A 10065-nucleotide genomic window follows, 5' to 3' on the forward strand; every position below is an offset into this window, starting at 1 on the left:
TATACAACAGAGGTGGTTTTAAATTTAGTAATCAAGCATATTTTAAGACAATATAGAAAAAGAGATATTAATTTTTTAGATGATTTTAACAACACAAAGGAAGTCGATAAAAAACTAGAGATAAATAATCTAAATGAAAGAATAAGCATTGAAATTAAGCGCGGGTTGGATTATAGAGATAGCATAGAAAAGCTTAATGACGATACGACAATGTCTGATTTGCAGGACTTTATAGTGCATGAAATATATAGGGAGATATTATTAAAACATATCAAAGAGATAAACGCTAACATTGGCGACATAAAAACGAAAAGCGTTGATGAGCTGCATTATGATTTTTATAACTCTTTAGACCTTAATAAAATATTTGTCGAGCTATATAATGAAATTACAAGCTACTTTGACGTAAAAGATTTTAATGAAGCAAACATAGCTTGGATAATCATTAGTTATTTCTTTGAAATTTGCGATATAGGTGCAAAAAATGATAATGCCGACTAAAATAGTTAAACCGGCTGATTCTGTAATTAGCATATCGGCGTATATACTTAAAATTTTAAAGAATGGTAGTATTAATACAGACGACTTAATTAAAAAACTAAATGAAATATACTATAAAGAGATTAGTATTGAAAAAATGCTTTTGTGTCTAGATTTTTTATTTATAATCGGCAAAATAAGGAGCGATGATGACTTTATTGAGCTTAATTTGCGATAACCCAAAATTTAAAGCTTTAAAATTTAATAAGGATCTTAATATAGTAGTAGGCAAACAATTAAATCAGGATCAAAAAGACACAATAAACGGTATAGGCAAAAGCCTATCACTAGAGATGCTTCACTATATGCTAAATGCAGGCATTTCTCAAAAAATGCAAGATTTTTTAAAAGACTATGGAAATTTTAAGCTTAGTTTTGTTCATGACAATAAAGGTTATGTAGTAGAAAAAAATTTTAAAGAGAATGAATGGATTGTTAACGACAAAAGCTATAATAAAACAGGTTATGCAAATGAGCTAAATAAAATTTTTAGCAATACAATCAACTCTGATAAAATTTCTTTTAGACAAGTGTTTAACTGCTTTGCTAGAAGGAGCGGGCATTATGATACGTTAAGACAACAAAATATAGAACCCAACGACTACGGACAAAGGCTTGTTAACTTGTTTTTATTGGGTGTAGATATAAGGTTACAAGAGGAAAACCATAAACTAAAGGAGACATTAAATAGTCTAAAAATAGCCAAAAAAGAGCTAGAAAAATATGAGAAACAAGTACCAAAGAAAAATATTAAAGATATAGAGGATGAGATACGAAGCACGCAAGAAAATTTAAACCTTTTTGTTGTGGCTAAAAACTATAATGAATTAAAAGAGCGAGCAAACTCTTTGACTGAAGATCTAAATAATATTAGAAACGAGATATATAGATTACAAAGAAATGTGGCAATAAAAGAGGCGAATTTACTCACTTCTGAAAATATAAGTATAGACTTAGAAGAGATAAAAAATATCTATGACGAGGCTAAAGTATTTTTTGAGGATAAAGTGTTAAAAAGACTTAATGAGGCTCAAAACTTTCATAATCAATTAGCAAAAAGTAGAAAAAATAGAATCTCAGCAGAAATAGATGAAATACGTCAAAGACTAAATGAACTAGAACGCAATAGGGATATAATAGGGGATCAAAGAGACCAGCTTTTAAAAGACCTAAAAAATAGCGGGGCATTAGAAGAGCGAGATGTATTGAAAGATAGAATATTGACGCTAGAGAAAGAAAAAAAAGATTTAGAAATTTATAGCGTAACGTTGGAAAATTTTCAAAAAGACAAAGCCAATATCGACTATAAAATAGCAGAGATCAAAAAAGATACAATTAAATATATAGAGGATAACAGGATTAAGTTTGATGCTATAGAAAACAAATTTAGAGATATAGTTAAAAAATTTTACAACAACAACGGAGGCTCTCTTAAAATCACAATGACTCAAAATGCAAAAAATTTGTTTAATATAGATGTGGAAATTCCCAAAGACGGTTCTTTATCTATCGGAAATGTTAAGACCTTTTGCTATGACGTATTACTTTATACATTAAATCCTCATATCTTAGGTTTTTTAGCACATGATGGCGAACTGTTCTCAGAAATGGACAAAAGACAAAAAGCCACCATCTTTAAAATTATATTAGATAAAGTTAAGAGCGGCAATTTGCAGTATTTCGTAAATATAGGAGATACTTCATTTAATGAGATATTAAATGATGATACGGGGATACTGAGCGATGAAGATAAAAAATTTATAGAGTCAAAAGTAATACTTCAGATTAGTGAAGATCAGAATACTTGGCTATTTGGTCAAAAATTCAATTAGAGAATTTATTTTAATATCACCGCTCCACCGCCTTTTCTTTTTACAACAGCCTCTACCTTGCGGCAAGCTAAGGCTAATGCCCAAAACCTATCTGCGTGACCATACTCGTTTCTTTTAGCATCATACTTAAAGCTTCTTGTCCCTGCTGTGCGTTTTATGGCGTGAAGATCACTGATTAAAAGTGGATCGTTTGGTATGCTTATCTTTTTATCTTCAAAGAGTTTCTTTAAATTTATAGCCATTTGTTCCTTTGTGCCGGCTGTAAAATATACTCCATTTACCCTGCTTTTAAATTTAGTATGCATAGTTTCTGTTAAATTTAGACCGAATTGATCACGCTTGTGAGGGTTGAACGATCACTAACTCGACTATAATATATGGAATAAAAATCAACAAATACACATACTAAAAGTAGATAGCGGATGAAAATGGTGGTAGCGATATGGCAAAGACTATCTATATGATAGCTGCACTTTGTAATAAGACACAAGATGAAGTTGAAAATTTGGAGTTTAAAGAATTTATGTCTTTACAAAAGGTGTTAAATGATTTTTTAGATGTAAGGGCGGAGTAAATAACGAAAATATCGCCCTCATAGCTCATGTTTTAGGCTATGGATATAGCGAGATAATAAATCTTAGTTTGAGTGATTTTAGTGAGTTTTTAGAAATTTCAGTAAAGATCTTAAAGGCTAAGAGCGAGTTATAACTTCTTTGGTTTTACCTAATGCTAAACCAGCGGTGCCAATAAGGCTGCCAAGTATCCCTAAGCCAAAAGCTAAGGCAATAAACGTTCCAAAAAAGCCACTTGGTGAAACGAAGAAGAATAAAACGATAAAAATAGGAATGATTAAAGCCATTTTAAATCCTTTTTAAAAGGGATTATATCGTATTTTAAAGGAAAGATATGGATAACGCACAAGTTGGTATTAGTATTGGTCTAGCAGTAAAAGGGCTAAGTAAAATATCAGAGCTAAAAAAAGGGTTTGATGGTTTAAAAGGTAAGATAGCAGAAGCAAAAAAAGCCATAACATCTTTAGACAACACTAGGTTATCAAATCTATCTAGCCAAATAAGAGAGAGCCAAAAAGCACTTTTAGGCGAGCTTACGACAAATTTTAGCAATCTTACAAACTCGGTGGCCATAGGAGTGCCAATAAAACTTGCCATTGATGATGAGGCTGCTTTTGCGAATGTAAAAAAGTATGTTGATGATAGCGATGAAAACCTAGCTAAGCTAAAAAATGAGATGAGAGGGCTAAGCTCACAGCTTGGAGAGAGCTTTAGTAATATAGCTGACATTGCAGCTGGCGGTGGTAAGATAAATTTAGCCGGTGAGGAGCTAGTAACCTATACAAAGATGCTTGCAACCGGTTCAGTTGCATTTGAAATGAGCTCTGAAGCCTTATCAAAGGCGGCCAATAACATGAAAGTTGGCTTTAAGATGAACGATATAAAGGAGCTTAATAGCTTTTTTGATAGTGTAAACTTGCTCGACAATAAGGTTACTAATGCAAATGCTTCTGATATATTTGAGGCTACTTCGCTAACAGCTGCAAATGCCAGCTTAATAGGTCTAGATAGTAAAAGTGCTAGTGCCATAAGTGCTACAATGCTAAGCACTGGCAAAGCTAGCTCGGTTGTAGGCACCAGCTTAAATGCTCTTTACTCCACACTCTCAATGGCTGATAAAAAAGGCAAAAAATTTCAAGAAGCACTAGCAAGTATTGGCATGGATGCAACATATCTAAAAACAGCCCTACAAAAAGATGCCACTGGAGCTATAACTACGTTTTTAGAAGCGATCTCTAGAGCCGATAAAAATAAACAAGCAGGACTACTTTATGATCTAGTTGGTGGAAATTTTAACGATGAGATAGCAGGGCTTGTAACAAATATCGATGCCCTTAAAGCAAATATCAAAATGGCACACTCGGATGAAGCCACAGGATCTATGCAGCGTGAGCTACAAACGAAGCTAAACACTACAAAAAGTGGTATCGAAAGAGTTACACAAGCATGGAGAAATCTAGGGTCAAGCCTTGGAGAAACCTTTTTGCCACTTACAAATTTATTAGCTTCTATCTTAAGTAAGGTAGCTGGAGTGTTAAGCTCGCTAAATGAAAAATTTCCAAGACTAAGTGCCATAGTTGTTAGCGCAGTAGCTGGCTTTATGATCTTTAAACCAGTGTTGCTTCTTAGCAAGATAGCACTTTTAGGCGTAGCAGATGGATTTTTGGGCGTTATAAGGGTAGTAAAATTTTTAAATCCTATGCTCTTAATAGCAAAACTCAGATGGTCGGCTCATGCTGTGAGTATATCAAGTGCCACACTAGCTACCAAAGCCCATGCATTTAGCATTTGGCTAGTTGGCGCAAGGTTAAGAGCAACTCTAGCTATCACTACTGCTTATAGTGCTGCCTCGAAGGCCTTTGGTGTAGCGTGTGGTGTTATGCGTAGCGGATTAATGGCGGTAACTCTAGCTATAAGAACTATGAAATTTGCTCTTATTAGCACAGGCATTGGTGCCATAGTAGTAGCTCTTGGCATGGCAGCAGCCTATCTTATAGAAAATTGGGACGAGGTAAAGGCATTTTTTCTTGAAATATGGGAGAGTGTAAAGCCATATTGGGAGAGCACGACAAAGTTTTTTAGCGATCTTTGGCAAGGAGTGAGCGATTTTTTAAGCGCTATTTTTGAGCCAGTTATCAAAATATGGGATGAGCTCTTTGGTGGCTTTTTTGACTGGATAGCTGAGAAATTTGGCTGGATAAATGACATGGTCGGTGAGGCCATTAAGGGGCTAAGTAGTGCTTGGAATAAGACAAAAGAATTCTTTGGCTTTGGAAGTGATGAGCAAGTAAGTAGTGAGCTAAAACCAAAAGATGATAGTGGTGGCTTTTTTAACTCTATTTTTGGCTCAGATAGTGATACTCATGCAAAAGAGGCTCCAGCTCTAGTGGCAGCTAGTACAGGTGGCGGTGCTATCAACATTAGCTTTAATGGTGATTTTTTACTTAACTCAGACAATGGCAAATTTGACCTAGAGAGCTTTAAGGCTCAAATAGTAAAAGGCGTTAAAGACGCACTAAGACGTGATGAGTTTAACCGTAAAAATACGGATGTAAGGGGATAATATGGTACTAAATCTTGGTGGGTTTAAATTTAGATGGGAGCAAACTAATAGTATTGATACTCAAACAGACTTTGGTATAAGCGAACAAGAGCGGATACAAAACTACCCAGCCTTATTTAGTGCAAATTTAGGAAGCAGCACTCTTAATATAGAGGGTCAAACACTGCCATATCACGGTGATAAACAAGGCACATTAAAGCCACTTTATGCCTTAGCTGCCTTACGTCAAAGCTTGCCACTTACAAATGGAAATGGTAAGTATTTTGGTCGTTTCGTTATAGTAAAAATCAGTGAAAAACAAGCGATTTTCACTCCAAATGGAGCATTTTTTACACAAAGTTTTAGTTTGGAGCTAAAAAGGGATTATGATGGATAAAATTTACATAGCTAAAGACGGCGATAGGCTTGATACTATCACCTACAACCACTACGGACATCTAAGGTTTTTTGAGCAAATTCTAACTATAAACCCAAAGCTTAGCACAACACTTCACGCAGGCGATAGGGTGTTTTTGCCTGATATAAAAGAAGTAGCGAAAGAGCAGGCAAAACTATGGTGAGAAAACCAGCTTTCAAGCTAGAAGCTAGCGGCAAAGACATAACAAACATCATCAGACAAAACCTAATAAGTCTAAGTTTTACCGATAAAGAGGGCAATGAAAGTGATGAAATCAGCTTTACCCTATTTGGCATATATGCAAAGCCAGTATTTGGAGATAGCTTAAAACTATGGCTCGGATATGGAGATGATCTTTATCTTTGTGGCTCTTTTAGCGTGCAAACAACTAGCGCAGACTACAAAGCAAACACAACAGAGGTTAGAGCAACTGCTGTAAATTTTTCAAGCCCTGCAAAAGAGAAAAGACGTGTGAGCTGGGAAAATACAACGCTTTTTGGTATAGCTAAAAAGATAGCTAGTGCCAATGCACTATCTTTAAAAACAAGCGGTAGCGACCAAAACATAGCTTCTGTTATCCAGGATAATGTAAGTGACATAGAGTTTTTATATGATCTATGCGTCAAATTTGGCTTTTTAATGGCTGTTAAAAATGATAACATCATCATAACAGCCAAAGATGCTAAGGGCGATGCTAGCCAAACCTCAAATACTTCAAAAAACGAGAATTTGCCCACTTTTACACTAAATTTAACTGATCTTTACTCGCTAGAGATCACTGAAGCTAATAGAAACTCTTATACAGCCGTAATAGTAGAGTGGCAAGACATCGAAGCTGGTAAGGTAAAAAGCATTAAGGTGGGAAGTGGGGAACAAGTATATAAGATGCAGATAGCTCAGCCAAAGAGTGATAATGAGGCCTTTAAACAAGCAGAAGCTAAACTTAACGAGTTACAACGCGGCGGAATAAATGGTAGATGTAGCTGCGAAGGGAAAAATATCGTAGCAGGCGGCAAGCTTAAATTTGGTGGAGTTGCTGGGCTAGAAGCAAATGAGTTTAGTATAAAAGAAGTAAGCCATAAGCTTAGCACGAGTGGGTATGAAATAGACATAGAGTTTGAGGGGTAAAATTTTAGTTATTTAATATGTTTTAAAAGGTTGTAAAAAGCTATTTAAAAATATATTTTTTACATTTAAAATGATAGTGAAGCAAATTTTATCCTTATCCCGCTCTCATTTTAAATGTAAAATACTCTCATTTTAAATGCGCGCGGATAGATAAAAGATGTTAAGCTAGTTAGAAATCAAGCCAAGGCGCTATTTTATTTTTATAAAGTTGAAGAGATCGCTCTTTTGCTTCGAACATTAGGGGCTTCGTTTGAAAGGATCGATGACAAAGCGCTTTTAAATGAGGTAAAAAATGAGATCGCTTACAACCTTTTTGAGCTTAAAAAAATTTTCAAAAATCAAACTCCAAAACTAAAATTTGAAGCGCTAAATTTAGCCAAAAACTCAAATTTTAAAATTTTTGCAAGCTCGCTTGGCGTGCTATATGATAAATTTTTACTTATAAAAGAGGGCGGCGAGGATAAGCTCTCGTTTAATAACACAAAAAAGATCACGCTAAAAGAGGCGTTTAAAAAGATAAATTTAAAAAATGAAGTATTAAAAGAGTCTTTAAGGCTTGCCATTTGCATGTCGCTAGCCATTTTTATAGCGCAAGCTTTTCATATAAATCATGGAATTTGGATCGCCATAGCAGTGATGAGCCTAAACAAAAGCGACGAAGATGCTTTAAAAAATGCAGGCAGAGATAGCCTTCTTGGCGGGGTTATCGGCTTTTTTATCGCGCTTGTTTTTGTTAAATTTATGGGTGAATCATACGCATTTTACGTGGTTGTCTTTATCGGTATGTTTTTGGTTTATTACCTTAAAGCCTATAAACAAATCGTCTTTGCAACGGCCTTTATGTTTGAATTTACAGCTATTTTTTCGCTTATAAAAAGAGACTTTTTAGCCCTTATGGTAGATAGACTGCTCGACGTGGCGGCTGGCTTTGTGATAGTTTTTGCCGCATATTTGTTAACTAGGAAAAATGACTATACTAAGGTAAAAGATAGCTTAAGTGATGTCTTGATAGGTTTTAGAAATTTAGTGCAAATTTCTCTAAATGAGTCAAACAAAGATGCTTTTAGCACGGATGAAAAAAGGGTTTTATGCTCGATAAATGAGCTAAACTACGCTATAAAAGTTAGTAAAAATTTAGACGATGATAATATGAAAAATGCAAAATTTATAGCTAGCAAGCTTGATGATATAAATAGCGATCTGGTTAAGCTTAAAAATTATCTAAATTTAGACGAGTTAAAAGAGAAAAACGCCTTGCAAAATGATGTAAAAATCATTTCAGATAGGTTTTTGATGCTTGAAAAGAAGCTGAAAAAGCTACCATACTACTTCATAGAAGAGGTTGGTGTTAAGCTGCTTTGCAAAGACGAAAACGTTAAAAAGCTAATTTTACGAGTTGCTTTGAAACAAAATGAAATTTACTCAGCGCTCTCTTTTTGAGAGATAAGCTTTTCATATATATATTGTTCTAAATCTTTTTTTGAAACGTCATTTTTAAGAGCGGTGTTGTAAATTTCTTCAACCTTACTTGAATACTTTTCATATCCAAAATATGGAAAATGCACGCTCCAAGCCTTTTTTATAAGATCCAAGCTTATCTCTCTTCTTGCCCAAACCTTAAACATATCAAATCCGATAAAAACAGCTGAAGTGACGATGGTTGTTGCGATTATCGAGATGTGCGCGTTGGCCTTTGCTAAAAAGTGGTGCGTGATGATGAGAAGCGGAAATAAGACAACAAAGCAGATAAGTGCGTAAATTTGATAGAGCTTCACGTGGTTAAATCTAAAATTTAGCTTTGCGCCATCAACTAGCATACCTTCGTTAAAAAGGGCATTTGCTTCAAGTAAATCTCTAAATAAAACTGGCTGTTTTGAGACGAAAAAAATATTTTTAATGATAGTGTTTCTTAGATTTTCTTTCATTTTTTATAGACTTTTTACCTTAAAAATTTCAGCTCATTGTATCTAAAAATCTATAAATTCAAACAAAATTAGATACAATTTGCCTAAAATTTAAGGAGCTAAAAATGGCAGATAAAGCTTTAGAAACGGTCTTTTTAAATGGCGAGTTTTTGCCAAAAGATGAGGCAAAAGTTAGTGCATTTGATAGAGGATTTATATTTGGCGATGGAATTTATGAAGTGGTGCCTGTGATAAACTCAAAAATGGTCGATAAAGAGGGCTTTTGGGCGAGGTTTGAGAGAAGCTTAAACGAGATAGATATAAGCCTGCCTTACGAAAAAGATAAATTTGAAGCGATATTAAATGAGATGATCGCCAAAAACGCCTTAAAAGAGGGCGGAATTTACATGCAAGTAACAAGGGGCGTGGCGTTTAGAAATTTCTATTTTATGGAAAATTTAACCCCAAGCATCTTTATCTTTTGCTATGAGAGTGAAATTTTAAACAACCCAGCCGCAAAAACTGGCATAAAAGTGGTAAGCGTCGAGGACATCAGGTGGAAAAGGCGCGACATAAAGTCGATCTCACTTCTAGCTCAGTGCTACGCTAAAAATGAGGCTCACAAAAAGGGCGCGGACGAGGGCTTTATGGTCGAAAACGGCTTTGTTACAGAGGGCTGTAGCTCGAGCGCTTTTATCATCAAAGATAAAACTCTCATCACAAAGCCACTTTCAAATGAAATTTTGCCAGGCATTCGCCGCATGAGACTTTTAAGGATAGCTAAAGATATCGGCCTAAAGATAGAGGAGCGTAAATTTAGCATGGACGAGGTTTATAGTGCTGACGAAGTCTTTATCTCGGCTGCTACGCTCATCCTTTTGCCAGTCATCTATGCTGACGGCAAGGCGATAAACGGCGCAAAAGTGGGCGAAATTTCAAGCAAACTTCGTGAAATTTATGCTAGCGAGCTTTTAAAAGAAGCTGGACTTTGAGAGAAAAGGTCTTAATAAGCGCTTGTCTGGCTGGCATAAACTGCAAATTTAACGGCGAAAATAACCTTTTGGGTAGTGGCATTTTGGATGAAATTTCAAAAAAATATCATCTGCTTTTCGTCTGCCCAGAGGTTTTT

At 35.2% G+C, this 10065-nt stretch carries 12 protein-coding genes and 1 pseudogene; 10 read left to right on the forward strand and 3 right to left on the reverse strand.

Annotated elements, in window-relative coordinates; genetic code table 11:
- The 3 genes from Q0296_RS00390 to Q0296_RS00395 form a co-directional block, all read left to right on the forward strand.
- The coding region (locus Q0296_RS00390; RefSeq protein ID WP_298035617.1) for a hypothetical protein at positions 1–501 on the forward strand (501 nt) is incomplete at its 5' end.
- Positions 491–718 carry an ABC-three component system middle component 6 gene (locus tag Q0296_RS11505; RefSeq protein WP_366939710.1) on the forward strand — a complete coding sequence of 76 codons (228 nt, stop codon included), beginning with the start codon at positions 491–493 and terminating at the stop codon, positions 716–718. The genes Q0296_RS00390 and Q0296_RS11505, both read left to right, overlap by 11 nt.
- On the forward strand, positions 687–2372 hold the full coding sequence (locus Q0296_RS00395; protein ID WP_298035618.1) for a DUF2326 domain-containing protein: 1686 nt from the start codon (positions 687–689) through the stop codon (positions 2370–2372). The genes Q0296_RS11505 and Q0296_RS00395 overlap by 32 nt, the downstream gene beginning before the upstream one ends.
- Before the next feature lie 5 nt (positions 2373–2377).
- Here the strand turns inward: Q0296_RS00395 and Q0296_RS00400 are convergent.
- A pseudogene (locus tag Q0296_RS00400) lies at positions 2378–2701 on the reverse strand (hypothetical protein); the annotation flags it as partial.
- Positions 2702–2814: 113 nt separating this feature from the next.
- On the opposite strand from Q0296_RS00400, the gene Q0296_RS00405 reads away from it, so the two are divergent.
- A complete protein-coding gene (locus Q0296_RS00405; protein ID WP_298035620.1) occupies positions 2815–2946 on the forward strand; it encodes a hypothetical protein in 132 nt (43 codons plus the stop codon).
- A gap of 117 nt (positions 2947–3063) precedes the next feature.
- Here the strand turns inward: Q0296_RS00405 and Q0296_RS00410 are convergent, their stop codons facing one another.
- Positions 3064–3231 carry a hypothetical protein gene (locus Q0296_RS00410; RefSeq protein ID WP_298035621.1) on the reverse strand — a complete coding sequence of 56 codons (168 nt, stop codon included), beginning with the start codon at positions 3229–3231 and terminating at the stop codon, positions 3064–3066.
- A 47-nt stretch (positions 3232–3278) separates the two neighbouring features.
- Between Q0296_RS00410 and Q0296_RS00415 the strand changes: the two genes are divergently transcribed.
- From Q0296_RS00415 to Q0296_RS00435, 5 genes are all read left to right on the forward strand, one after another.
- A complete protein-coding gene (locus Q0296_RS00415; protein ID WP_298035622.1) occupies positions 3279–5507 on the forward strand; it encodes a phage tail tape measure protein in 2229 nt (742 codons plus the stop codon).
- A 1-nt stretch (position 5508) separates the two neighbouring features.
- Positions 5509–5883, forward strand: coding sequence for a phage tail protein (locus Q0296_RS00420; RefSeq protein WP_298035623.1), 375 nt, complete (start codon positions 5509–5511; stop codon positions 5881–5883).
- A complete protein-coding gene (locus Q0296_RS00425; protein ID WP_298035624.1) occupies positions 5876–6067 on the forward strand; it encodes a tail protein X in 192 nt (63 codons plus the stop codon). The genes Q0296_RS00420 and Q0296_RS00425 overlap by 8 nt, the downstream gene beginning before the upstream one ends.
- Positions 6061–7032: a phage tail protein gene (locus tag Q0296_RS00430; RefSeq protein WP_298035625.1), complete on the forward strand. Its 972-nt coding sequence runs from the start codon at positions 6061–6063 to the stop codon at positions 7030–7032. The genes Q0296_RS00425 and Q0296_RS00430 overlap by 7 nt, the downstream gene beginning before the upstream one ends.
- Before the next feature lie 225 nt (positions 7033–7257).
- On the forward strand, positions 7258–8472 hold the full coding sequence (locus Q0296_RS00435; protein ID WP_298035626.1) for an FUSC family protein: 1215 nt from the start codon (positions 7258–7260) through the stop codon (positions 8470–8472).
- Here Q0296_RS00435 and Q0296_RS00440 read toward each other — a convergent pair.
- Positions 8451–8957: a hypothetical protein gene (locus Q0296_RS00440; protein ID WP_298035627.1), complete on the reverse strand. Its 507-nt coding sequence runs from the start codon at positions 8955–8957 to the stop codon at positions 8451–8453. The genes Q0296_RS00435 and Q0296_RS00440 overlap by 22 nt on opposite strands.
- 104 nt (positions 8958–9061) lie before the next feature.
- On the opposite strand from Q0296_RS00440, the gene Q0296_RS00445 reads away from it, so the two are divergent.
- Entirely contained in the window at positions 9062–9928 is an 867-nt protein-coding gene (locus Q0296_RS00445) for a D-amino acid aminotransferase (RefSeq protein ID WP_298035628.1), read from the forward strand.
- The last annotated feature ends 137 nt before the right edge of the window (positions 9929–10065 follow it).

It is taken from the genome of uncultured Campylobacter sp. (assembly GCF_937890585.1).
Taxonomy (GTDB): domain Bacteria; phylum Campylobacterota; class Campylobacteria; order Campylobacterales; family Campylobacteraceae; genus Campylobacter_A.